Origin of the sequence: Nocardioides agri (genome assembly GCF_013778305.1) — a bacterium.
Classification (GTDB): Bacteria; Actinomycetota; Actinomycetes; order Propionibacteriales; family Nocardioidaceae; genus Nocardioides; species Nocardioides agri.
Genome location: NZ_JACEIC010000002.1, coordinates 1,071,361 through 1,093,099, shown reverse-complemented (window position 1 = coordinate 1,093,099; position 21,739 = coordinate 1,071,361). Strand labels below are relative to the sequence as shown.

The 21,739-nt window shown below is 72.5% G+C and carries 19 protein-coding genes and 1 riboswitch; of the genes, 11 read left to right on the top strand and 8 right to left on the bottom strand.

All coding sequences use genetic code 11. The features are described from left to right. Position 1: 1 nt before the first annotated feature. Positions 2–1,054, bottom strand: a complete 1,053-nt coding sequence (locus HZF07_RS09795; RefSeq protein WP_157341263.1) for a M23 family metallopeptidase — start codon at positions 1,052–1,054, stop codon at positions 2–4. Between the two features lie 404 nt (positions 1,055–1,458). Between HZF07_RS09795 and sucC the strand changes: the two genes are divergently transcribed. Further along, on the top strand, positions 1,459–2,637 hold the full coding sequence (gene sucC, locus HZF07_RS09790) for an ADP-forming succinate--CoA ligase subunit beta (protein WP_181645005.1): 1,179 nt from the start codon (positions 1,459–1,461) through the stop codon (positions 2,635–2,637). Positions 2,638–2,653: 16 nt separating this feature from the next. Beyond that, the gene (sucD, locus tag HZF07_RS09785) at positions 2,654–3,547 is read left to right on the top strand and encodes a succinate--CoA ligase subunit alpha (protein WP_157341259.1); all 894 of its coding nucleotides are present in this window, start codon (positions 2,654–2,656) and stop codon (positions 3,545–3,547) included. Positions 3,548–3,610: 63 nt separating this feature from the next. On the opposite strand, the gene HZF07_RS09780 is transcribed toward sucD, so the two are convergent. The 3 genes from HZF07_RS09780 to HZF07_RS09770 all read right to left on the bottom strand — a co-directional run bounded on the left by HZF07_RS09780 (position 3,611) and on the right by HZF07_RS09770 (position 7,413). Beyond that, positions 3,611–4,984 (bottom strand): hypothetical protein, encoded by a 1,374-nt coding sequence (locus tag HZF07_RS09780; RefSeq protein ID WP_157341257.1) that lies wholly within the window; start codon positions 4,982–4,984, stop codon positions 3,611–3,613. Beyond that, the gene (locus HZF07_RS09775; RefSeq protein ID WP_157341256.1) at positions 4,977–5,471 is read right to left on the bottom strand and encodes a SigE family RNA polymerase sigma factor; all 495 of its coding nucleotides are present in this window, start codon (positions 5,469–5,471) and stop codon (positions 4,977–4,979) included. Before HZF07_RS09775 ends, HZF07_RS09780 begins: the two co-directional genes overlap by 8 nt. 115 nt (positions 5,472–5,586) lie before the next feature. Then, positions 5,587–7,413 carry a hypothetical protein gene (locus HZF07_RS09770; RefSeq protein WP_157341254.1) on the bottom strand — a complete coding sequence of 609 codons (1,827 nt, stop codon included), beginning with the start codon at positions 7,411–7,413 and terminating at the stop codon, positions 5,587–5,589. 93 nt (positions 7,414–7,506) lie between these two features. On the opposite strand from HZF07_RS09770, the gene HZF07_RS09765 reads away from it, so the two are divergent. From HZF07_RS09765 to HZF07_RS09745, 5 genes are all read left to right on the top strand, one after another. After that, positions 7,507–8,748 (top strand): cell division protein PerM, encoded by a 1,242-nt coding sequence (locus tag HZF07_RS09765; RefSeq protein ID WP_157341252.1) that lies wholly within the window; start codon positions 7,507–7,509, stop codon positions 8,746–8,748. Positions 8,749–8,758: 10 nt separating this feature from the next. Next, the gene (purN, locus tag HZF07_RS09760) at positions 8,759–9,394 is read left to right on the top strand and encodes a phosphoribosylglycinamide formyltransferase (protein ID WP_181645004.1); all 636 of its coding nucleotides are present in this window, start codon (positions 8,759–8,761) and stop codon (positions 9,392–9,394) included. Next, positions 9,391–9,467: riboswitch (ZMP/ZTP riboswitch) on the top strand. (Overlaps the previous gene by 4 nt.) Before the next feature lie 25 nt (positions 9,468–9,492). After that, positions 9,493–11,052 carry a bifunctional phosphoribosylaminoimidazolecarboxamide formyltransferase/IMP cyclohydrolase gene (gene purH, locus HZF07_RS09755; RefSeq protein ID WP_181645003.1) on the top strand — a complete coding sequence of 520 codons (1,560 nt, stop codon included), beginning with the start codon at positions 9,493–9,495 and terminating at the stop codon, positions 11,050–11,052. A gap of 28 nt (positions 11,053–11,080) precedes the next feature. After that, positions 11,081–11,926 (top strand): bifunctional methylenetetrahydrofolate dehydrogenase/methenyltetrahydrofolate cyclohydrolase, encoded by an 846-nt coding sequence (locus HZF07_RS09750; protein WP_181645002.1) that lies wholly within the window; start codon positions 11,081–11,083, stop codon positions 11,924–11,926. Beyond that, complete coding sequence (locus tag HZF07_RS09745; protein ID WP_157341250.1) at positions 11,923–12,279, top strand: DUF3017 domain-containing protein; 357 nt, start codon at positions 11,923–11,925, stop codon at positions 12,277–12,279. The genes HZF07_RS09750 and HZF07_RS09745 overlap by 4 nt, the downstream gene beginning before the upstream one ends. Positions 12,280–12,344: 65 nt before the next feature. On the opposite strand, the gene HZF07_RS09740 is transcribed toward HZF07_RS09745, so the two are convergent. Beyond that, complete coding sequence (locus HZF07_RS09740; protein WP_181645001.1) at positions 12,345–13,331, bottom strand: malate dehydrogenase; 987 nt, start codon at positions 13,329–13,331, stop codon at positions 12,345–12,347. A gap of 82 nt (positions 13,332–13,413) precedes the next feature. On the opposite strand from HZF07_RS09740, the gene HZF07_RS09735 reads away from it, so the two are divergent. Next, positions 13,414–14,097: a hypothetical protein gene (locus tag HZF07_RS09735; protein ID WP_157341248.1), complete on the top strand. Its 684-nt coding sequence runs from the start codon at positions 13,414–13,416 to the stop codon at positions 14,095–14,097. Here HZF07_RS09735 and HZF07_RS09730 read toward each other — a convergent pair. Next, on the bottom strand, positions 14,094–15,098 hold the full coding sequence (locus HZF07_RS09730) for an MIP/aquaporin family protein (protein WP_157341246.1): 1,005 nt from the start codon (positions 15,096–15,098) through the stop codon (positions 14,094–14,096). The two genes, HZF07_RS09735 and HZF07_RS09730, sit on opposite strands and share 4 nt — an antisense overlap. Positions 15,099–15,261: 163 nt before the next feature. Between HZF07_RS09730 and HZF07_RS09725 the strand changes: the two genes are divergently transcribed. Together HZF07_RS09725 and HZF07_RS09720 are read left to right on the top strand one after the other, a co-directional pair. Then, on the top strand, positions 15,262–17,454 hold the full coding sequence (locus HZF07_RS09725; RefSeq protein WP_157341244.1) for an NADP-dependent isocitrate dehydrogenase: 2,193 nt from the start codon (positions 15,262–15,264) through the stop codon (positions 17,452–17,454). Position 17,455: 1 nt separating this feature from the next. Continuing rightward, positions 17,456–17,938 (top strand): hypothetical protein, encoded by a 483-nt coding sequence (locus HZF07_RS09720; RefSeq protein WP_157341242.1) that lies wholly within the window; start codon positions 17,456–17,458, stop codon positions 17,936–17,938. A 9-nt stretch (positions 17,939–17,947) separates the two neighbouring features. On the opposite strand, the gene HZF07_RS09715 is transcribed toward HZF07_RS09720, so the two are convergent. After that, positions 17,948–19,573 (bottom strand): methyl-accepting chemotaxis protein, encoded by a 1,626-nt coding sequence (locus HZF07_RS09715; RefSeq protein ID WP_309504684.1) that lies wholly within the window; start codon positions 19,571–19,573, stop codon positions 17,948–17,950. Between the two features lie 140 nt (positions 19,574–19,713). On the opposite strand from HZF07_RS09715, the gene HZF07_RS09710 reads away from it, so the two are divergent. After that, positions 19,714–20,952 (top strand): MFS transporter, encoded by a 1,239-nt coding sequence (locus tag HZF07_RS09710; RefSeq protein ID WP_309504683.1) that lies wholly within the window; start codon positions 19,714–19,716, stop codon positions 20,950–20,952. Here HZF07_RS09710 and HZF07_RS09705 read toward each other — a convergent pair. Then, positions 20,916–21,737 (bottom strand): GNAT family N-acetyltransferase, encoded by an 822-nt coding sequence (locus HZF07_RS09705; RefSeq protein WP_157341240.1) that lies wholly within the window; start codon positions 21,735–21,737, stop codon positions 20,916–20,918. The two genes, HZF07_RS09710 and HZF07_RS09705, sit on opposite strands and share 37 nt — an antisense overlap. Between the last annotated feature and the right edge of the window lie 2 nt (positions 21,738–21,739).

Here is a 21,739-nt window from a genome sequence, read left to right as displayed (position 1 = left end):
ATCAGGGCGTCACGCCGTGCGCGAGGAGCGCGGCGTACGGGTCGACCGGGTCGCCGGCGCCGGGGCGCACCTCGAGGTGCAGGTGCGGGCCGGTCACGTGGCCGGTGGACCCGACGGTGCCGATCAGGTCGCCGGAGTGGACCTCGTCGCCGACGGAGACCCCGATCGTCGTCTGGTGGCAGAACCAGAGCTCGGTGCCGTCCTCGAGCGTGATGACGGTCTTGTTGCCGTACGCGCCGTCGTAGCCGGCCGAGGTGACGACGCCGTTGGCGACGGCGTGGATCGGCGTCCCCGGGTCGGCGGCGAAGTCGAGACCGGTGTGGTAGTGGCTCCAGAGGCCGTACTCGCCGAACCGGGCGGTCAGGTGGTAGCCCTGGACCGGCAGCGTCCACCGGTTGAGCAGGAGCTTCTCGTTCTGCTTGTCGGCCTGCGCCGAGAACTTGGCGAGGGCGGCGGTGCGCTTCGCGCTAGCCTTCTCCGCCTTGTCGACGAGGTCGGCGCTCTCGTCGTCCGACGCGCTGTCGCGGCGGGAGTCCCGGCTGACCGTCGTCCGGTCGAGCAGGCTCACCCGGGCGACCGAGCTGGCGCCGCTGAGCGCGCTGGCCTGCGTGAAGCGCGGGGCCTGGTCCTCGTCGAGCCCACCGGCCGCGGTGACCGCGCCGCCCGCGGAGATCGCGAGGGCGGCCAGCCCGAGCACGACGGGCGCGGAGGGAAGGCCGCGGAAGAGCGGCGCGCGGGAGGAGCTGCGGCGCGCTCCCGGCTGGGAGGCGCGGGTGCGCGGGGCGTGGGCGGCGCGGACGCCGCCGATCCGCGAGGTTTGGTAGACGACCGGGCGCTCGGTCAGCGCCTCCGGCACGTCGGCCGTCACCGGCAGGACGATGGTCTCCTCGTCCTCGCGGAGAACGGGGGTTGCGGTGCCCGCAGCGCGGGTACCAGGACGTCGAGCCGGCTTCTCGGCGCGGCGCTTGCCCACGGCGGAGGCCGGAGCAGCGGGGGTCGAGAGGTCCGAGCGACGGCGGCCGTGGCCGCGACGATCTGCTCGGTGGTTACCCATGAATTAGCTTCTCCGCTGCTCGGGGTTCAGACGGCGAGTGCTGACAATAACGGAATGATCACGACGCCGTGCAAGCGACTCCCACTATTTGTGGACGACCTCCGTCTGAACAATGGTGCCTGAAACATCTCCGATATCCACATCGGCACCCTCGCCGCGTGGCTTGAGCGGTCTTCACTACCCGTTCGGGTGAGGCCTGACACCTCGGGGCGGGTCGTCCCGCCCGGGGCGGCGACGATTTCCCCAAACTGGTCCATCCGGGCCCGGGAGGCCGTGCCCCACGTCACGTCCGCCCGGCCTCGTCCTACCCGCGGGCTCAGGTCTAAGGTGCGGAGGACACCCCTGAGCATGCGGCGGCTGTGTGGCGCGCCCGCTCACTCCGACAAAGAGAACTTGGTGGATCAGTGGATCTGATGGAGTACCAGGCGAAGGAGCTCTTCGCCAAGCACGGTGTGACCACGACGCTCGGCGTCGTCGTCGAGACCGCGGACGCCGCCAAGGCCGCCGCGGAGCAGCTCGGCGGCGTGACCGTGATCAAGGCGCAGGTCAAGGCCGGCGGTCGTGGCAAGGCCGGCGGCGTGAAGCTCGCGAAGACCGCCGACGAGGCGTTCGAGCACGCGTCGAACATCCTCGGCATGGAGATCAAGGGCCTCACGGTCAACCGGGTGCTGGTGACTCCGGCGACCCCTCCGGAGGAGGAGTACTACTTCTCCTTCCTCCTCGACCGCGCGAACCGTCAGTACCTGTGCATCGCCTCGGTCGAGGGCGGCGTGGAGATCGAGGAGGTCGCCAAGACCAACCCCGACGCCGTCCGCCAGATCGCGATCGACCCGGGAGCCGGCGTCGACGAGGCCAAGGCGCGGGCCATCGCCACCGAGGCGAAGTTCCCGGAGCCGGTCTTCGAGCAGGCCGTGACGATGATCCAGAAGCTCTACCAGGTCTTCGTCGAGGAGGACGCCACCCTCGTCGAGGTCAACCCGCTCGCGCGGCTGGCCGGCGACAAGCTCGAGGCGCTCGACGGCAAGGTCTCGCTCGACGAGAACGCGTCCGAGGTGCGGCACCCCGAGCACGCGGCGTTCGAGATCCGGGAGGAGGCCGACCCGCTCGAGGCGAAGGCCAAGGACAAGGGCCTCAACTACGTCAAGCTCGACGGCCAGGTCGGCATCATCGGCAACGGCGCGGGCCTGGTCATGTCCACCCTCGACGTGGTGGCGTACGCCGGAGAGGCGCACGGCGGCGTGAAGCCCGCCAACTTCCTCGACATCGGTGGCGGCGCCAACGCGCAGGTGATGGCCGACGGCCTCGACGTGATCCTCCACGACCCGCAGGTCAAGAGCGTGTTCGTCAACGTCTTCGGCGGCATCACCGCGTGCGACGAGGTCGCCAACGGCATCAAGGGCGCCCTGGAGATCCTGGGCGACGAGGCGACCAAGCCGCTCGTCGTCCGCCTCGACGGCAACAACGTCGACGCCGGTCGCGCGATCCTGGCGGAGCTGAACCACCCGCTGGTGACGCTGGTCGACACGATGGACGGCGCGGCCGACAAGGCCGCCGAGCTTGCCCACAACGGCACGGCCGCCTGAGGCCGGGGAGCAGAGTATGAGCATCTACCTCAACAAGGACAGCAAGATCATCGTCCAGGGCATCACCGGTGGCATGGGCTCCAAGCACACCACCCTGATGATCGAGTCCGGCAGCAACATCGTCGGCGGCGTCAACGCCCGCAAGGCCGGCACCACCGTCGAGCTCGCCGGCACCACCCAGCCGGTCTTCGGCTCGGTGGAGGAGGCCATGAAGGAGACCGGCGCCGACGTGTCGGTCGTCTTCGTGCCGCCGGCCTTCACCAAGGACGCCTGCATCGAGGCCATCGACGCCGGCATCGGCCTGCTCGTGGTCATCACCGAGGGCGTGCCGGTGCAGGACACCGCCGAGGTCTGGTCCTACCTGCAGTCGGACAAGAACCACGCGGGCACCCGGATGATCGGTCCGAACTGCCCGGGCATCATCACGCCCGGCGAGTCGCTGGCCGGCATCACCCCGCACACCATCGCGGGCAAGGGCCCGGTCGGCCTGGTGTCGAAGTCCGGCACGCTGACCTACCAGATGATGTACGAGCTGAAGGACTTCGGCTTCTCGACCGCCATCGGCATCGGTGGTGACCCGATCATCGGCACCACGCACATCGACGCCCTGGCGGCGTTCGAGGCGGACCCCGAGACCAAGGCGATCGTGATGATCGGCGAGATCGGTGGCGACGCCGAGGAGCGGGCCGCGGCGTACATCAAGGACAACGTGACGAAGCCGGTCGTCGGCTACGTCGCGGGCTTCACGGCTCCCGAGGGCAAGACCATGGGCCACGCCGGCGCCATCGTCTCCGGCTCCTCGGGCACCGCCCAGGCGAAGAAGGAGGCCCTCGAGGCCGTCGGCGTCAAGGTCGGCAAGACGCCGTCCGAGACCGCCGCGCTCATGCGGGAGATCCTGCAGAGCCTCTGAGCCACCAACGCCGCGTCGGCGCAGTCTTCCCCTGGGAAGGCTGCGCCGACTGGCATTTCGGGCTCAGCGCATCGCGTCGATGACCGACTGGCTGTCCTCGAGGTACGTTGCGCGCAACTCGTCGGGGGTCTGCTCGAGCTGCTCGCCGTCGTTGACGACCAGGGTCTGGAGCACCGCCTGGCCGACGCGGACGACCTGCACGAGCTGGAAGCCGATGCCCGGCTCGCCGTCGACCTCGACGCGCATCACCGCGGAGGATGCCTGATCGCCTGCGTCCTCGCCGGTCACCTCGTAGACCTTGCTGACGCCGCGGTTGTCAGCGTCCTCCGGGCAGGCGGCGAACGGGGCCATCACGCCCTCGGCGTACGCCTCCGCGTCGGCGGCGGACTCGAAGGTCCGCAGTTGGCGGAGGATGCCCATCGCGGGGGACCGGTAGCCGGCATCGAGGGTGTCGACAGGCTCGGGCAGGTTCTGGGGGCCGATGCCGCACGCCTGGAGGGTGTTCTCGAGGTTGTACGGCGCGAGGTCCAGGTCGTGGCTCGGGCCCTCGATGCCCACGCCGCCCTGCGGATCGGTCGGCAGTCCCTCCTCCAGCGGGAACGTGTCCGGGATCGCGCCGGTGAGCCCGGTGGGCTCCTCGACGGCCTCGGACGCGTCCGGCTGAGCGAGGCCGCAGCCGTCGACCGAGAACGTGCACATCTGCTCGACGACCGGCGCGGCCTGCTCGCGAACGCGATCGACCTCGCCGGGAGCGCTGCCGTCGTCGCCGGGCCACCCGTTGACCTGCTCGACGAAGACCGCGTTGCCGGTGCGCCCGACCTGATAGATCGAGCCCCCTCCGGGGGTTCCGTCCTCCAGCAGCACGCGTGCGGTGAACACCAGCGACTGCTCGGTGCCGAGCTCGGAGTCGTGGACGACGACGTCGCCCTCGTGGGTCTGGGCGCAGCTCTCCACCGCCGAGCGGATCTGGTCGACCTGCGCGGTGGCCGTGGCCTGGTCGGTGTACAGGGTCAGTGCGCGGTTGCCGCTCGACTCGGTGCCCGGCTCGACGTACCCGACGGCGAGCCGGTCGACGCCCTCGCCCTCGAGCGGGGTGGAGCAGATGTCGTCGGTGATCGGTCGGTCATCCGGCCCGATCTCGAGCTCCGGATTCCAGCCGTCGGCGAGACCGAAGTCGGCCGGGATCTGCTGCTTCCACCCGCCGGCGGGCTGGCTCGCGACCGGTGGTGCCGGCGTCGGGCTGGAGTCGCTGCCGGTCGCCGCGAGAGCGATCGGGGTGGCGATGATCGCGACCGCGGCGACGCCGCCGAGGGTGGCGAGCGCGTTGTTGCGGCGGCGCATCCGGGTGCCGCGGCGGCGTACCTCGGCGGCGGGGAGCGGGGTCATGGTCAGTCCTGGGGTGGTGAAGTGCTCGAGCTCGTCCATCGGGTCAGGCATGGCTCAGTCCCTCCTCGTCGGCGAGCAGCGCGGCGAGCGCGGCGCGGCCGCGGCTGAGCCGGGCCTTGATGGTTCCTTCGGGGACGCCGACCTCGCGGGCGACGTCGTGCACGGGCAGATCGGCGATGTGGTGCAACACCAGCGCCTGCCGCTGTGCCTCGGGCAGCTGCTTGAGCGCCGCCACGAGGGCGACGTGCGCCTCGCTCGGCGCGGCCGTCTCCGTGGCCGGGCCGACGGCCCGGTCGGTGGGGCGCTTGCCCCGCATCGTGCGGCGCCACCGGCTCACCGCGAGCCGGTACGCCGTGGTGCGGACCCAGGCTTCCGGGTGCTCGGCCTTCTCCAGCTTCTTGCGGTGCGCCCAGGCCCGCACGAACGCCTCCTGGACGCACTCCTGCGCCTCGTCGCGGTTGCCGATCATGGCGTAGACCTGGCCGGTGATCCGCTGGAACGACGCGGTGTAGAAGTCGTCGAACTCGCGTTCGTCCATCGACTCTGGTCCCGTCTCTTCTCGTCAGCCTCGTGACCAGCGGTGGTGCCGATCGACGGGGATACGCCCCGGCGAGGCCCACGGTTGCACGCGAGCGGGATTTTTCTTCGCAGGCTCAGCGAGGCGCCGGCATGGCGTCCAGGCGGGCCAGCGCCCGTTGGGTGAGGCGGGCGAAGTCGTCCTCGGAGACGTCGACGCCCTTGACGGGCACGAACCCGACCTGCGCCACGCCGGAGCCGTCGCGGGCGATGCCCATGAGGAAGCTGATCGACCGGTCGTCGGTGACCTCGGTGGTCACCTTCCACACCGCGAGCTCGGTGTCCCCGCGCTTCACGTCGCGCAGCTTGGTCACGTCCGTGCCCATCTGCTTGTCCTCGCAGCGGGCCAGCCGTTGCCGCACGTCCTCGACGAACGCCTTGGCGCGCTTGTGCGACATCGTGCCGACGGTCTCGGTGACGCCGAACTCGGCCGGGAGGTTGGCCTCCGGCACGACGAACGTGCGGGTGAAGCTGTTGGAGATGCCGCGGCCCTTGAAGGACGCCTGGTCGCACACGGTGGCGGCCGCGTTGGTGTCGGCCCGCTGGGGCGGGGTGGCCACCCACGCCTGCTTCACCCCTCGGGGCCGGGGCAGGTCGACCTCGGCGAGCATCCCCGGCATCGCGGCCACGGGGACGGGTGCGGCCGGCACCGGGGTGGGGTCGGTGGTGCAGGCGCCACCCTCGGGCAGCTCGCACAGCTTGTCGACGCCCTCGCCGAGCACCCGGGCCACGAACCGCGGGCCGGGGCCGTCCTCGCCCTCGGTGGAGCTCGCGGTCACGGTGGTGAACTGGCCCGTGCGGGCCACCCCGGCGACCAGGGTGTGCTCGGGCTCCTCGAAGGTGTGCAGCTCGAACAGCATGGCGGCGTCGCCGACGCCGGGCACGTCGTAGGTCCCGACCAGCTGGGCGCGCTCGGTGCCGCAGGCGGCGAACCAGTCGACGGCGGTGTCGTAGGAGCGCCTGGCGGCCAGCTCGGTGGGGGCGGCCTGGACCGCCTGGACGACGCGCGGAGCAGGCTGCTTGCGGGTCGCCTCCGAGCCGAAGACCCGCACCAGCGCCGCGTCGGGCTGGCGGCGCCCGGCGTACCGGCTGTCCTGGCAGGGCATCACGATGCCGTCGCCGGCGCTGTTGTCGCTGGTCGTGGCGACCGCCCAGGTCGGGCCCGGCGCGTGCCGGTCGAGCGTGTCGGTGCCGAGCAGGGCGTCCTCGGGGAGCGCGACCGGGACCGCGGACGACGGCAGGCCGGCCGAGGCGCGCTCGCCGTCGAGGGTGGGTCGCACCCCGGCGCCCTCGGTCACGAGGGTGCCGGTGGCGACGAGGACGGCGACGGTCGAGGCGACGCCGATGACGGTGTGGGTACGCCGGCGCGCGGCGCCGGAGCGGCGCACGATCGACGCCCGCGGCCAGGTGATCGCGTCGAGGTGCGTGCCGACGTCGTCGAGGACGGAGCGGATGCTGGTCGTGGGGACGTCGCGCTCGAGCGCGAACGCCGCGGACGCCGCCTGGAGCTGCCGCTCGGCCTCGGTGCGCGGGAGGCCGACCTCGCGGGCGAGGTCGGTGAGCGAGCTGGTGGTCAGCGCGGTGAGCAGCAGCACCCGGCGCTGGGAGACCGGCAGCGTGCCGAGCGCGTCGAGCGTGGCCTTCACCTCGGGGTCGAGGCCCTTCTCGCGGTGCCACAGCTTCGCGGTGTGGCGGCGCTGGGCGTGCCGGCAGGCGCGCTCGCGCACCCACGCCTCGGGATCGTCGAGCCGCGAGACCTTGCGCCAGTGGTGCCACGCGACGACGAACGCGTCGCGGACCGCCGAGCGGGATGCGGGGAGGTCGCCAGTGAGGCAGTACGTCAGCAGCAGCAGGCGGATGCGGACGTCCTTGTAGAACTGGTCGAACTCGTCGGGCTCCGTCATGACGTACCCCACGGTAACGCGCGAGCCACATCCGAGCCGATTCGGCGTGTGCGCCCCGAACCGCCGCCCCCGTCGGGCGATGATGGCCGGACCATGACCTCGCTGCTGCCCGGACCCGCCACCGCGCCGCCGGCGCGTGACCTGGGTCACCGCTCACCGCTGGTGCCGGCCGCGTTGCTCGGTGGGGCGGTCGCCGCCGGCGCGTTGCTGGTCGTGTGTCTCGCGCTGGGCGTGGCCGGCTGGTTCCTGGCCGACGCGGGCGCCCACGGGGCGCCCCGCGACGGCCTCCGCATCGGTGCGCTGGCGTGGTTGATGGCCCACGGCTCGGGCGTCGTGGTCGAGGGGACCGCGGTCGCGATCGTGCCCCTGGGGCTGACCGCGCTCTGCGCGTGGGCGCTGTGGCGGATCGGGCACCGCGTGGGCGACGCGATCTCGGGCCACGGCCCGGACGCCGACCGGATCGCCGACGGCGAGCGCGACTGGACGGTGCCCCAGGCCGCGGGTGCGTTCACGCTCGGCTACCTGGTGGTCGCCGTCGTCACCCTCCGGGTGGCCGGGACGACCGAGACCGCGCCGTCCGGCGCCCGCGTCGTGCTCTGGTCGCTGGTGATGTGCGCGACCTTCGGCTGGACCGCGATCGCCACCGGCAGCGGCCGGCTCGCGATCTGGGCCGAGCTGGTGCCGGCGTGGCTGCGAGCCGCGCTCGCCGGAGGGCTGCGGATCCTCGCGACCTTCCTCGTGCTCTCCACCGGGCTGCTCCTCGTGGCGCTCGTCGTGGACCTGGACGCCGCGGTCAACGTGATGTCGCAGCTGCACACCGGGGCCGGGGACGTCGCGGCCTACGCACTCGTGACCGCGGCCGTGCTCCCCAACGCCGCGCTCCTCACCGGCAGCTACCTGCTCGGCCCCGGCTTCGTGGTCGGCACCGGCACGCTGGTGTCGCCCGCCCTGGTCTCGCTCGGCCCGGTCCCGGCGTTCCCGCTGCTGGCGGCGCTGCCGAGCGAGGGGCCGACTCCGGTGTGGACGGCGTACGCCGTCGCGGTGCCGCCCCTGGTGGCGGCCGTCGCCGCCGCGCTCGCCCAGCGCCGTGCGCCCACCCTGCGCTGGGAGGAGGGTGCGCTGCGTGGCTGCGTCGGCGGCGTGCTCGCCGGCATCCTGCTCGCGGTCCTGACCGGCGTCGCCGGGGGAGCGGTCGGTCCCGGCCGGATGCGCGACGTGGGCGCGGACGCGGGCGACGTGCTCGTGCACGCCGTCACGGCGTTCGGCATCGGCGGCCTGCTCGGCGGCCTCGCGATGACCTGGTGGCAGCGTCGCGCCGCGCGGCGCGCGGCCTAGACTGCGGCGCGTGTCGCGCACCGAGCCTGCCGCCCTCGTCGTCCTGGTGTCGGGCTCCGGCACCAACCTCCAGGCGCTGCTCGACGCCTGCGCCGACCCGGCCTACGGAGCCCGGGTGGTGGCGGTCGGCGCCGACCGCGACGGCATCGAAGGTCTGGCCCGAGCGGAGCGGGCGGGGATCCCGACGTTCGTGGTGCGGCTGAAGGAGTTCGAGACCCGCGAGGAGTGGGACGCGGCGCTCGCCGGCGCCTGCGCGGCGTACGACCCGGACATCATCGTGTCCGCCGGCTTCATGAAGCTCCTCGGCAGCACGTTCCTCGCGCGCTACGGCGGCAAGGTGCTCAACACGCACCCGGCGCTGTCGCCGTCGTTCCCCGGCATGCACGGACCCGCCGACGCGCTGGCGTACGGCGTCAAGGTCACCGGGGCGACCCTCTTCGTGGTCGATCCCGGCGTCGACACGGGCCCGATCGTCGCCCAGACCGCCGTGGCGGTCGCCGAGGACGACACGGTCGAGACGCTCCACGAGCGGATCAAGGTCGCCGAGCGGGCGATGCTGGTCGACTCGGTCGGCCGGCTGGCCCGCGAGGGCTTCGTGGTCGAGGGACGGCGGGTCCGGATCGGCCGCCTCGATCCTCTAAAGTGAGGTCACACGACTGGCGCAGGTGGGGGACCACCAGGGAGTGACGCCGGGAGCATCGACCGCCTGGGTGCTCCCCACCTCATCACTACGCAGGAGTGTCTGTGTCCGACAACCGCATCCCGATCAAGCGCGCGCTCGTCTCCGTCTACGACAAGACCGGGCTCGAGGACCTCGTGCGGGCCCTTCACGACGCCGGCGTCGAGCTGGTCTCGACCGGCGGCTCCGCGGCGCTGATCGCCGGGCTGGGCCTGCCGGTGACCAAGGTCGAGGACCTGACGGGCTTCCCCGAGTGCCTCGACGGCCGGGTCAAGACCCTGCACCCACGCGTGCACGCCGGCATCCTCGCCGACCGCCGCCTCGAGAGCCACGTCGCGCAGCTCGCCGACCTGGGCGTCGAGCCCTTCGACCTCGTCGTCTCCAACCTCTACCCGTTCGTCCAGACCGTCACCTCGGGTGCGGCGCCGGACGAGTGCGTCGAGCAGATCGACATCGGCGGCCCCTCCATGGTCCGAGCCGCCGCCAAGAACCACCCCTCGGTCGCGATCGTCACCTCGCCCGCCAGCTACCCCGCCGTGCTCGAGGCGGTCGCCGAGGGCGGCTTCACCCTGGCGCAGCGGCAGCGGCTCGCCGCCGAGGCGTTCGTGCACACCGCGACGTACGACGTGGCCGTGGCGTCGTGGATGGGCAACGTGCTCACCGACACCAGCGACGGCGAGCAGTTCCCGGCGTGGGTCGGTGGCACCTGGGACAAGTCCAGCGTCCTCCGCTACGGCGAGAACCCGCACCAGCCGGCCGCGCTCTACCTCAACGGGTTCGGCACCGGGCTCGCCCAGGCCGAGCAGCTGCACGGCAAGGAGATGTCCTACAACAACTACCTCGACTCCGACGCCGCCCGGCGCGCGGCGTACGACTTCGACGAGCCGGCGGTCGCGATCATCAAGCACGCGAACCCGTGCGGCATCGCGGTCGGCGCCGACGTCGCCGAGGCGCACCGCCGCGCGCACGAGTGCGACCCGGTCTCCGCGTTCGGCGGCGTGATCGCCACCAACCGCCCGGTGTCGGTCGAGATGGCCCGGCAGGTCGCCGAGGTCTTCACCGAGGTGATCGTCGCGCCCGGGTACGACGAGGGCGCGGTCGAGGTGCTGCAGGGCAAGAAGAACATCCGGATCCTGGTCTGCGAGCCTGCGCGCCGCGGCGAGGTCGAGATGCGGCCGATCTCCGGTGGCCTGCTGATGCAGCAGCGCGACTACGTCGACGCCGAGGGCGACGACCCGACCACCTGGACCCTGGCCGCCGGCGAGCCCGCGTCAGCGGAGGTGCTGGCCGACCTCGCGTTCGCCTGGCGGGCGTGCCGCTCGGTGAAGTCCAACGCGATCCTGCTCGCCAAGGACGGCGCCTCCGTCGCTGTCGGCATGGGCCAGGTCAACCGGGTCGACTCCTGCAAGCTCGCGGTCGAGCGCGCGGGGGAGCGGGCGGCGGGGTCCGTCGCCGCGTCGGACGCCTTCTTCCCGTTCGAGGACGGCCCGCAGATCCTCATCGAGGCCGGCGTGACGGCGATCGTGCAGCCCGGCGGCTCGGTGCGCGACGAGCTGACGGTCGAGGCGGCCAAGGCCGCGGGCGTCACCATGTACTTCACCGGCACCCGGCACTTCTTCCACTGACCCGCGCCGAACCAGACAGGATGCACCCGTGACTGCACAGAAGCTCGACGGCACCGCGACGCTCAACGCGATCAAGGCCGAGCTGACCGAGCGCGTGGCGAAGCTGCGCGAGCGCGGCGTCGTACCCGGCCTGGGCACGATCCTGGTCGGCGACGACCCCGGCTCGCAGTGGTACGTCGGCGCCAAGCACAAGGACTGCGCCGAGATCGGCATCGAGTCGATCCGGGTCGACCTCCCCGCCTCCGCGACCCAGGCCGAGGTCGAGTCGGCGATCGACCGGCTCAACGACGACCCCGGCTGCACGGGGTTCCTGGTGCAGCAGCCGACCGGGCTCGACGAGTTCCGGCTGCTCTCCCGGGTCGCGCCCGACAAGGACGTCGACGGCCTGCACCCGACCAACCTCGGCAAGCTGGTGCTCGGTGAGGCCGGCCCGCTGCCGTGCACGCCGATCGGCTGCATCGAGCTGCTCCGCCGGCACGGGGTCGAGCTCAACGGCGCCGAGGTGGTCGTCGTCGGTCGCGGCATCACCGTCGGCCGGCCGATGGGCCTCCTGCTGACCCGCCGGAGCGAGAACTCCACCGTGACCCTGTGCCACACCGGCACCCGCGACCTGGCCAAGCACGTCCGCGAGGCCGACGTGGTGGTCGCCGCCGCCGGGGTGCCCGGGATCATCAGCGCCGACATGGTCAAGCCCGGTGCCGCGGTGCTCGACGTCGGTGTGTCGCGCGTCGACGGCAAGATCGCCGGCGACGTGGCGCCCGAGGTGTGGGAGGTCGCCGGGTGGGTCTCGCCCAACCCCGGCGGCGTCGGCCCGATGACCCGCGCCATGCTGCTGTCCAACATCGTCGCGGCGGCTGAGCGGCAGCACGCGTGACCGAGTCCGCGAGCGACGACCCGGCCAACGACCTCGACCCGGCCGAGCCCACGCAGGAGTCCGCCGAGCTGGACGGCCGCCGCTACCCGTCCACGATCGGCGGCGCGTTCTACCTGGTGGTGCTCGCGGTCGTCGCGATCGCGATCGGCGTCGTGGCGTCGGGCAACTGGCGCACCGGCGTCCGCTGGTTCGGCTCCGCGCTGGTGTTCGCGGCCGTCGTGCGGGCGGTGCTGCCCGCCAAGGACGCCGGCATGCTCGCTGTGCGCCGCCGCTGGTGGGACTGCGTGCTGCTCGCCGGCACGGGCGCCGCGCTGATCTTCCTCGCCGCCTCGATCCCGGACCAGCCCCTGTAGATGCCGAGTCGGCGCATCTTGCCCGCTTTGTCCACAAGGAGACGGGCAAGATGCGCCGAGTCGCGTCAGATGAGGCCCAGCTCCGTGACCGCAGCGCGCTCGTCGGCGAGCTCGGCGGTGGACGCGTCGATCCTGGCGCGCGAGAAGTCGTCGATCTCGAGGCCCTGCACGATCGACCAGTCGCCGTTCTTGGTGGTCACCGGGAAGGACGAGATCAGGCCCTCCGGGACGCCGTAGGAGCCGTCGGAGACGACCGCCATCGACACCCAGTCGCCCTCGGGCGTGCCGTGCAGCCAGTCGCGCGCGGCGTCGACGGTGGCCGAGGCGGCGGAGGCCGCGGACGACGAGCCGCGCGCCTCGATGATCGCGGCGCCGCGCTTGGCGACGGTCGGGATGAAGGTGTTCTCGACCCAGTCCTGGTCGCCGACCACCTCGGCGGCGTTGCGGCCGCCGATCTCGGCGTGGAAGACGTCGGGGTACTGGGTGGCCGAGTGGTTGCCCCAGATCGTCATCTTCTTGATGTCGGTGACCGCGGCGCCGGTCTTGGCGGCGAGCTGCGAGATCGCGCGGTTGTGGTCGAGGCGGGTGAGCGCCGAGAACCGCTCCTGCGGGATGTCCGGCGCGTTGGACATCGCGATCAGCGCGTTGGTGTTGGCCGGGTTGCCGGTGACACCGATGCGGACGTCGTCGGCGGCGACCTTGTTGAGCGCCTTGCCCTGGGCGGTGAAGATCGCGCCGTTGGCGGACAGCAGGTCGCCGCGCTCCATGCCCGGGCCGCGCGGACGCGCACCGACGAGCAGGGCGAGGTTGACGCCGTCGAAGATCGTCTCCGCGTCGTCGCCGATCTCCACACCCGCCAGGTTCGGGAACGCGCAGTCGTCGAGCTCCATGACCACGCCCTCGAGCGCCTTGAGCGCCGGGGTGATCTCGAGGAGCCGCAGCTCGATCGGGCGGTCGCCCAGCAGCGAGCCGCTGGCGAGGCGGAAGAGCAGGCTGTAGCCGATCTGACCGGCTGCGCCGGTGACGGCGACCTTCAACGGGGTAGAGCTCACGACGACTCCTCATGAAACGCGCGGTGGTGGATTCCGCCTCCCGACGCTAGCAGCGCTCGGCCGCCCTGCGATGCTGGGGTCCATGCCGAGCCCGGGGACCGCGCGAGCCCTGCTCGCGGCGCTCGCCATGGTGCTCACCGTCACCGGCTGCGGCACGGCGTCCGACCCCAGCCCGCCCACCGGCATCGACGAACTGACGGTCCCGACCCCGAGCCCGGACCCCGACGACTTCGTCGACGCCGTCGACAACCCGTGGTTCCCGCTCCCGCCCGGCTCGACCTGGAGCTACCAGGTCATCGGCGCGGTCGACGCCACGGACCTGCTCGTGACGGTCGCGCCCGGCCCGGTCGTCTCCGGCGTGGCCACGACCGCCCGGGTCAGCCGCGCGGACGGCGTGGTCGCCACGGACTGGTACGCCCAGGACACCGACGGCAACGTCTGGTGGTTCGGCCGCGACGGCGAGTGGCGGGCCGGCGAGGAGGGCGCCCAGGCCGGGCTGGCGATGCCCGCGCACCCGCGGGTGGGCGACGGCTACCGCACGGCGTACGCGCCGGGGACCGCCGAGGACGTCGCCACGGTGCGCGCGCTGGACGGCACGGTGACCGTCCCCGCCGGGACGTTCGACGGCCTGCTCGTCGTCGAGACGACCAGCGTCCTGGACCCGCAGGGCAAGCGCACGCTGTACGTCGCCGAGGGGCTCGGTCCGGTCGAGGAGGACGACCTCGGCCGCACCGCGCGGCTCAGCGACGCGACGCTGGCCGACTAGCTCGGCGGACGGATGCGGGTGCCGCCGTCGTCGGGGTCGCCGGGGTCGGTCGCCGCGGCCTCGGCCGCCTGCTGGGCGCGCCACTGCTCGGGCGTGGAGCCGACGGGGTGCCACTGCTGGCCGACCGGGTCCCACTGCCACCCGTCCTGCACGATCGGCTCGGCGGCCGGCTGGCTCCACTGCTGCTGGTACTGGTCGGGGGCGGCGTAGCCCGGCACCTGCGCAGCGGTGCGCGGGCGGCTGAAGCTGATGCCGGAGCCGGGCACCGGGTCGCCGACCCGGCCGAAGATCAGCGGGTAGGCGAGGCCGGCGATGGCCGCGCCCAGCACCGGGGCCAGGATGAAGAGCCACAGCTGCTTGATCGCGTCGGGGCCGGCGAAGAGGGCCGGTCCGATCGACCGCGCCGGGTTGGCCGAGGTGCCGGTGGCCGGGATCGCGACGAAGTGGATCGCGGCCAGCGTGAGGCCGATCGCCAGCGGGGCCAGGGCGGGGTGCTCGTTGCGGGTGTCGGTGACCGCCAGGATCACGGTGACGAAGACGAACGTGATCAGCATCTCGAGCAGGAACGCCGCCCACCACGCGTAGCCGGAGCCGACGTCGCCGAAGGAGTTCTGGCCCATGCTGCCCTCGGCATCGAACGTCTCGAAGCCTTGCATCAGCACGTAGAGCAGCAGGGCGCCGACGACGGCGCCGACGAGCTGGGCGAGCACGTAGGGGCCGACCTGGCGCCAGGAGATCCGCCCGCTGAGCGCGGCGCCGACCGACACCGCGGGGTTGAAGTGCCCCCCGGAGATCCGGCCGAAGGCGTAGACCATCACCACGATCGCGAGTCCGAACGTGAGTCCGATGGTGGTGATGGTGAAGGTCGCGCCGGCGGTGGACGCGTAGGTGATCGAGCCGCAGCCGAAGAAGACCAGCACCAGCGTGCCGATGACCTCGGCGGCGAGCTTCTGCTGGATGGTCGGGTCGGTCGCGGTGTCGCTGATCGTCGAGTCCGTCATGGAAGCCCTCCCTCGTCACGTGCACTGTAGACCCGTCCTACCCCCGTTGCCCGGCACCAACCCGGGTGCAAGGGTGGATGGTCAGGACGGGTCAGGTATCTTGACGTCAAGCAATTTCGTCCCGCCGAACTCACCGAGCACCAGCACCAGGAGCTGCCGAGCCATGGCCAAGATCATCTACACGCACACCGACGAGGCGCCCCTGCTGGCGACGTACTCCTTCCTCCCGATCGTCGAGGCGTACGCCGGGCAGGCCGGCGTGGCGATCGAGACCCGCGACATCTCCCTCGCGGGCCGGATCCTGGCCCAGTTCGGGATCGTCGACGACGCCCTCGCCGAGCTGGGCGCGCTCGCGAAGACGCCCGAGGCCAACATCATCAAGCTCCCCAACGTGTCCGCGTCGGTGCCGCAGCTGAAGGCCGCGATCAAGGAGCTCCAGGAGCAGGGCCACGCGATCCCCGACTACCCCGAGAGCCCGTCGACCGACGAGGAGAAGGAGGCCCGGGCCAAGTACGACAAGGTCAAGGGCTCCGCGGTCAACCCGGTCCTGCGCGAGGGCAACTCCGACCGCCGCGCGCCCGCGTCGGTCAAGAACTACGCGAAGACCCACCCGCACCGCATGGGCGCGTGGAGCTCCGACTCCAAGACCAATGTCGCCACCATGGGCCAGCGCGACTTCCGCTCCAACGAGAAGTCCGTCGTGATCCCGAGCGACGACACCCTCACCATCAAGCACGTCGGCGCCGACGGCACCGAGACCGTCCTCAAGGACGGCATCACGGTGCTCGCGGGCGAGGTCGTTGACGGCACGTTCATGGACGTCGCGGCGCTGCGCCGCTTCCTCACCGAGCAGATCGCCCGCGCCAAGGCCGAGGACGTGCTGTTCTCGGTGCACCTCAAGGCCACGATGATGAAGGTCTCGGACCCGATCATCTTCGGCCACGTCGTCCAGGCGTTCTTCCCGACCCTCTTCGAGCAGTACGGCGAGCAGCTCGCCGCCGCCGGCATCTCCCCGAACGACGGGCTCGGTGGCCTCCTCAGCGCCGCCGCGGCCCTCCCCGAGGGCGACGCGATCAAGGCCGCCGTCGAGGCCGGTCTCGCCGACGGTCCGGCGATGGCGATGGTCGACTCCGACAAGGGCATCACCAACCTGCACGTCCCCTCCGACGTCATCATCGACGCCTCGATGCCGGCGATGATCCGCGGCGGCGGCCACATGTGGGGCCCCGACGGCAAGGAGGCCGACACCCTCGCGGTGATCCCGGACTCCTCCTACGCCGGCGTCTACCAGGCCACGATCGACGACTGCCGCACCCACGGCGCTCTCGACCCGGCGACGATGGGCTCGGTGCCCAACGTCGGCCTGATGGCCCAGGCGGCCGAGGAGTACGGCTCGCACGACAAGACCTTCGAGGCGCCGTCGGCCGGCACCATCCAGGTCCTCAACGCCGCCGGGGAGGTGCTCATCGCCCACGACGTGCAGCCGGGCGACATCTGGCGCGCCTGCCAGACCAAGGACGCCCCCATCCGCGACTGGGTCAAGCTCGCCGTCTCCCGCGCCCGGGCCACCGGCGCCCCGGCGGTGTTCTGGCTCGACGAGACCCGGGCGCACGACGCCAACCTGATCGCCAAGGTCGAGGAGTACCTCCCCGAGCACGACACCGAGGGCCTGACCATCGAGATCATGGCGCCCGCCGCGGCCACGACGTACTCCCTGGAGCGGATCCGCAAGGGCGAGGACACGATCTCGGTCACCGGCAACGTGCTCCGCGACTACAACACCGACCTCTTCCCGATCCTCGAGGTCGGCACCTCCGCCAAGATGCTCTCGGTCGTCCCGCTGATGAACGGCGGCGGCCTCTTCGAGACCGGCGCCGGAGGGTCCGCGCCGAAGCACGTGCAGCAGCTGGTCAAGGAGAACTACCTGCGCTGGGACAGCCTGGGCGAGTTCTTCGCGCTGGTGCCCTCGCTGGAGCTGTACGCCGAGCAGGCCGGTGCGCCGGCCGCCACGGTGCTCGCCGACACCCTCGACCGGGCGACCGGCACGTTCCTCAACGAGGACAAGTCGCCGACCCGTCGCCTCGGGGGCATCGACAACCGCGGCTCGCACTTCTACCTGGCGCTCTACTGGGCCCAGGAGCTGGCCGCGCAGACCGAGGACGCCGATCTGGCCGCCGCCTTCAAGCCGCTCGCCGAGACGCTGGCCGCACAGGAGCAGCAGATCGTCGACGAGCTGATCGCCGTCCAGGGCTCCCCGGCCGACATCGGTGGCTACTACCGCCCCGACGACGCCAAGGCGACCGCGGTCATGCGTCCGTCCGCGACGCTCAACGCCGCGCTCGACTCGCTCGCCTGACGTGAGCGGCTACAGCCGCTGGGACCAGAAGCCGGCGCTCGGGCGCCGGGGCATGGTCCTCGCGGTCGTGATCCCGGTGCTGATCGCCGCGGCGGCGTTCGGCGTCGTCTCGCTGGTCTCGCGCGGCTCGGAGTCGACGGCGACGACGATCCGGGTGCCTACCTCGGAGTGGATCCCGGGGCAGGACGCCGGTGACGCGCTGATCGTCGGCGTGATCGCCGTCGACGACCACCGCTGCGTCTACCTCCAGGGGTCCGAGGGCCGGCTCTGGCCGGTCTGGCCCGCAGGCTTCCGGGGCAAGCTCGACGAGGCCGGTCACGTGACGCTCTACGACGGCGGCGACAACGTCGTCGGTCGCGACGGCGATCGCGTCCAGGCCAGTGGCAGCTACAGCCCCCCGGCGGCGTACGCCGGGGAGCCGTGCCTGCCGGACGACGGCGGCGAGGTCGCCGCCGTGCAGTCCGAGGTCACGCGGGTCGACTGACTCGGCGCCTCACTCGTAGCGGAAGGCCGCGACCAGGCCCTGGAGGTCGACCGACATCCGGGAGAGGTCGGCGACGGCGCCGTGGAGCTGGTGGACGCCCTCGGTGGTGACCCGCGAGGCGTCGGCCACCCGGCCGACGGTCTGCGCGATGTCGCCCGAGCCGGACGCGGCGTCGGAGACGTTGCGGTTCATCTCCTGCGTCGTCAGCGTCTGCTCCTCGACGGCGGCCGCGATCGTGGTCTGCGAGTCGCTGATCCGCCCGACGACGGTGCCGATCCGGCCGATCGCGTCGACCGCGTCGGCCGCGTCGGACTGGATCGCGCCGACCCGCTGGGCGATGTCCTCGGTGGCCCGGGCGGTCTCCTGCGCGAGCTCCTTGACCTCGTGCGCGACGACCGCGAACCCCTTGCCCGCCTCGCCGGCACGGGCGGCCTCGATCGTGGCGTTGAGCGCGAGCAGGTTGGTCTGCTGCGCGATCTGGGTGATGACCTTGACGACGTCGCCGATCTCCTGCGAGGACGTCCCGAGCTTGCCGATGGTGACGCCCGTCTGCTCGGCGGTCTGCACGGCCTCGGTCGCGACCCCGGCCGCGTCGTGGGCGCTGCGGGCGATCTCCTGGATCGAGGCGCCCATCTGCTCGGAGCCGGCGGCGACGGTCTGCACGTTGTGGGAGACGGCGCCGGCTGCGGCGCTGACGACCTCCGCCTCGGCCGATGTCTGCACCGCCGACGCCGAGATGGTGTCGGAGGTGGCCGTGATCTCCTCCGCGGCGGCCGCGACCGTCATGGCCGACTGGGCCATCGTGGAGACGATGCCGCGGAGCGCGGACATGGTCGCGTCGAAGGCCTTCGCGAGATGGCCCACCTCGTCGCGCTGGTCGATGCCGGGGGACGCGGTGAGGTCGCCCTCGGCGACGCGGTCGATCGCGGCGACGCAGCGGCGCAGCGGGCCGACGATCGAGCGGGTCACCAGGACACCGGTGGCGATCGCGATGCCGAGGGCCAGGACGACCGCGACGACCATGACGATCATCGAGCGCTGCGCGATCGCGTCGGACTGCTCGTAGAGGTCGGCCATGCGGTCGTCGACGGACGCCGCGAGCGCGTCGGTGGTCTCGAGCAGCGCCGACCACGACGTCGCGAGGTCGCCGCTGTTGAGCACCTTGAACGCCTGGTACATGTCACCAGGGCCGGCCGCGGTCCGCAGCTGCTCGGCCCACGCGTCGGTCGCCGCGAAGAAGTCGTCCCACTGCTGCTTCATGGTCTCGAGGTCGGCGAGCTCGTCGTCGGACATGGCGCCCGTGTCGATCTCGTCGAGGATCTTGTAGACCTTGTCCCGCGACTCGATGAGGCCGGACATGTTGTCGGCGTCCGGCTCGACCGCGGCGGCCGGCGTCGAGACCGTGGCCTCGGAGTAGATGAAGCCCTGCCAGCCGCTCACGTCGCCGTCGAGGAAGCGCAGCTCCTTGACGTCGTCGCGCATCGCCGCGAGGCGCTGCTGCTGGTCGCCGAGCTCGAGGTACTGGCGCCCGGCGTTGACGCCGGCGCCCGCCACCACCAGCAGGAGGAGGCAGAGGACGGCGAAGACGAAGGCGAGACGGCGGCCGATGGACAGGTGGTGCAGGAGCGCGCGCACAGTGCTGACTTCCTTGACGGTCGAAGGACGTGACCCTGCTCCCATCGGCACCCGAGAGCCCTTCTTGAGCGGTCAAGGAATAGGTGTCGAGGGCGGCGAGGTTGCAGACTCGATCCTCGACGACCGGAAGGGCCCGCCCCGTGACGACGACCGCGCCGACCAGCACGGATGCGCCGCCCACACCTGCCAGCCACTACACGCTGGCGGTGCTGGCGATGGGCCTCGGCGGCTTCGCCATCGGCACCACCGAGTTCGTCACGATGGGGCTGCTCCCGCAGATCGCGGACGGCGTCGGCATCTCGATCCCGCAGGCGGGCCACCTGATCTCGGCGTACGCCCTCGGCGTGGTGGTGGGCGCGCCGCTCATCGCCGTCTTCGGTGCCAAGCTGCCCCGGCGGGCGCTGCTGATCGGGCTGATGGCCGTCTACGCCGCCTGCAACCTGCTCAGCGCCACCGCCGACAGCTACGGCGTGCTGCTCGGCGCCCGCTTCCTCGACGGCCTCCCGCACGGCGCCTACTTCGGCGTCGCCTCGCTGGTCGCGGCCAGCCTCGCGGCACCCGGCCGCCGCGGCCGCGCGGTGGCCAGCGTGATGCTGGGCCTCTCGATCGCCAACGTGATCGGCGTGCCCGCCGCGACCTGGCTCGGTCAGCAGGCCGGCTGGCGGGCGGCGTACGTCGCGGCGGCCGCCCTCGCGGCCGCCACCATGCTGATGGTGCTGCTCTTCGTGCCGTCCTGCCCGGGCGACTCGTCCGCGACCGGACGCCGGGAGCTGCAGTTCTTCCGCAACGGCCAGGCGATGCTCACGCTGCTCGCGGGCGCCGTCGGCTTCGGCGGGCTGTTCGCCGTCTACTCCTACATCGCGCCGACCGTCACCGACGTGGGCGGGCTGCCCGAGTCCGCGGTGCCGATCTTCACCGCCGCGTTCGGCGTCGGCATGGTCGCCGGCACCTGGCTGGCCGGTCGGCTGGCCGACTGGGACGTCTTCCGCACGCTGATCTGGTCGGGCGTCGCGTCCGGCCTGGTGATGCTGCTGGTCTGGGCGACCGCGCCGCTCGGGTGGGCGCTGCTGCCCGCGATCTTCCTGGTCACCGCGACCGGCTCGGTGCTGGTGGTCAACCTCCAGCTGCGGCTGATGTCGGTCTCGGGCGAGGCGCAGACCCTCGGTGCGGCCATGAACCACGCCTCGCTCAACCTCGCCAACGCCCTCGGCGCCTGGCTCGGCGGGGTCGTCATCGCGGCCGGCCACGGCTACCGCGCCCCGGCCCTGGTCGGTGCGGCGCTCTCGGTGGTGGGCATCGGCGTGCTCCTCTGGTCGGCCGCCATCCACCGGCGCACGGAGGATCAGCCCGCGGAGAGCTCCTCAGCCAGCAGGTCGTAGCCGACGAGGTCCGCGACCCGGCCGTCGCCGGTCGTGGCGCTGCGGCGGCGGACGCCGACCCGGCGCATGCCGAGGGCCTCCAGGACGCCCAGCGAGGCGGCGTTCCCGGCCGCGGCGTACGCCGCGACGTGCGAGAGCCCGAGCGTCCCGAAGGCGTGGCCGAGCGCCAGGCGGGCGGCCCGGACCGTGAGACCGCGCCCGCGGGCGTCGGGATGGGTCCAGTAGCCGAGCTCGGGCTCGGTGTCGAGGCGGTAGAGGCCGACGGCGCCCAGCAGCCGGTCGTCGCCGGTCTCGGCGAACCCCCAGGTCACGGTGTGGTTGTCGGCGAGGCGCACGAGGGCGGTCTCGAGGTAGGCGAGCCCCTCGGCCGGCCCTGGGTCCCGCGGCATGAACGACAGCCAGAACTGGGTGTCGGGGTCGCCGATGCCCTCGACCACCCGGGGCGCGTCGGCGGTCGTCAGCGGGCGCAGCCGCACGCCGTCACCCTCGATGACCGGGCAGTCCAGCCACCGGGTGCGCGGTTCGCGGGGGTCGTCGGCACCGAGCGTGAAGGCCCAGGCGTCGGCGCCGTCGACCCAGCCGCGGAGCACGCCGCCGTAGGCGAAGCCGAGGCGCCACGCCGTACGCCGGGCGACCCAGTCGCCCACCGGCACCCACCAGCCGACCACGCCCACCCCGTCGGCGAACGCGGCGTCGAGCGCGGCGCCGAGCGCCTCGGGGTCGACGGGGGAGCCGGCGGGGGTGGACCGGACCTCCGCGCGGCCGGGCCCGGTGACGTGCAGCATGG

What these genes read in the sequence shown, in the direction of transcription:
- HZF07_RS09770 (WP_157341254.1), bottom strand. Translation starts at nt 7,413, where the DNA reads ATGACGGAGCCCGACGAGTTCGACCAGTTCTACAAGGACGTCCGCATC.
- HZF07_RS09730 (WP_157341246.1), bottom strand. Translation starts at nt 15,098, where the DNA reads ATGACGGACTCGACGATCAGCGACACCGCGACCGACCCGACCATCCAG.
- HZF07_RS09775 (WP_157341256.1), bottom strand. Translation starts at nt 5,471, where the DNA reads ATGGACGAACGCGAGTTCGACGACTTCTACACCGCGTCGTTCCAGCGG.
- sucD (WP_157341259.1), top strand. Translation starts at nt 2,654, where the DNA reads ATGAGCATCTACCTCAACAAGGACAGCAAGATCATCGTCCAGGGCATC.
- HZF07_RS09705 (WP_157341240.1), bottom strand. Translation starts at nt 21,737, where the DNA reads ATGCTGCACGTCACCGGGCCCGGCCGCGCGGAGGTCCGGTCCACCCCC.
- HZF07_RS09795 (WP_157341263.1), bottom strand. Translation starts at nt 1,054, where the DNA reads ATGGGTAACCACCGAGCAGATCGTCGCGGCCACGGCCGCCGTCGCTCG.
- HZF07_RS09765 (WP_157341252.1), top strand. Translation starts at nt 7,507, where the DNA reads ATGACCTCGCTGCTGCCCGGACCCGCCACCGCGCCGCCGGCGCGTGAC.
- HZF07_RS09735 (WP_157341248.1), top strand. Translation starts at nt 13,414, where the DNA reads ATGCCGAGCCCGGGGACCGCGCGAGCCCTGCTCGCGGCGCTCGCCATG.
- HZF07_RS09725 (WP_157341244.1), top strand. Translation starts at nt 15,262, where the DNA reads ATGGCCAAGATCATCTACACGCACACCGACGAGGCGCCCCTGCTGGCG.
- HZF07_RS09780 (WP_157341257.1), bottom strand. Translation starts at nt 4,984, where the DNA reads ATGCCTGACCCGATGGACGAGCTCGAGCACTTCACCACCCCAGGACTG.